Genomic DNA, 228 nt, shown 5'->3' with positions numbered 1-228 from the left:
TGCTGTTCGCGGTGGTCGGCCTGTTCCCGCTGCTCTACACCGGCTGGGTCTCCCTGCACGAGTGGTGCCTGATCGGCGGCCAGGGCGACTTCGTCGGCCTCGACAACTTCACCTTCGTGCTCGGCCAGACGTTCTTCTGGTACTCGCTGCGCAACACCTTCAGCATCTTCCTGCTGGCCACGGTGCCCCAGGTGGTCGCCGCCCTCGTCATCGCCGCGATGCTGGACG

General features: G+C 66.2%; 1 pseudogene. It reads left to right on the top strand.

From position 1 onward, the window contains the following. Positions 1-228: pseudogene (locus tag KVT14_RS22035) on the top strand (sugar ABC transporter permease); the annotation flags it as partial.

The organism is Cellulomonas sp. GbtcB1, from assembly GCF_019091725.1.
Lineage (GTDB): Bacteria > Actinomycetota > Actinomycetes > Actinomycetales > Cellulomonadaceae > Cellulomonas.
The sequence above is the reverse complement of the archived record's forward strand: the minus strand, read 5'-3'. Positions and strand labels throughout refer to the sequence as shown.